We start from the raw sequence: 792 nt of genomic DNA on the forward strand, positions 1-792 counted from the left end.
TCTTGTTCAATCCGCCCACAGCCGCGCGCAACGCACCGCCTATATCGGCAAGGGTGCGGCTGGCTTCTTCCGATGACATATCCCCCAGTGGCAAGCCAAGCGCACGGGTCAGGGGACGCAGCGCCACGTGATCCACCGGATGTTCCAGATGCACAGAGGCCGCATCGGGGGATGCGGAAAATTCATCGTCTTCAAAACCGTATTTATCGGTACTGACCTTGCGGGGCATCAAAGATGCCATGGCAGAATTGGTGTTGTCGGGATGGGTGGTCACAGTTTTTTCTTCCCTGGTCACAGAGTTCAGATCGTCGCCAAGACGGTTTTCTTCTTTGGGGCGGTTGCGGCGCATGTTTTCGTCCAGCGCGCTGAGGGGATCGATGACCGCACTCCGCCCAACATTTTCGTTCAACGCGTCCAGCGGATCGCGCACGTCAGCAGCAGGCGTTACATCTTCAACTTCGGAAGCTTCGGAATAGACACCATCAATGACCAGCGCCTCGCCGTCACCACTGGCTTCGGTGGCAAAATTTGTCAGGTTAGACACTTCAGCACGCGTATCGCCATTCGCGCTTTTGCCGCAACGCACCAAGCATTCCAGATCACCGACCTTCAGCGTGTCTTTGTCCGACAGTATAACCGGGCGGCCCGGGGTGATCGCAGCTTTCGCTCCATTGATATGGATCGCCATGCCGGACAGGGGTTCAATCGTGAACTCGCCATCTTGTGCCATGACCCGCGCGGCCGTGTCTGTTACACTTCCGGAGAGATCCTGAATATGCCAAGACGCATCTG

At 56.9% G+C, this 792-nt stretch carries 1 protein-coding gene; it reads right to left on the reverse strand.

The annotated features are described in order from the left end of the window. Positions 1–792 (reverse strand): hypothetical protein (locus tag ACPGUT_RS16015; protein WP_423993116.1); only part of this gene is annotated, 792 nt, incomplete at both ends.

Origin of the sequence: Halocynthiibacter sp., from assembly GCF_049608145.1 — a bacterium.
Taxonomy (GTDB): domain Bacteria; phylum Pseudomonadota; class Alphaproteobacteria; order Rhodobacterales; family Rhodobacteraceae; genus Halocynthiibacter.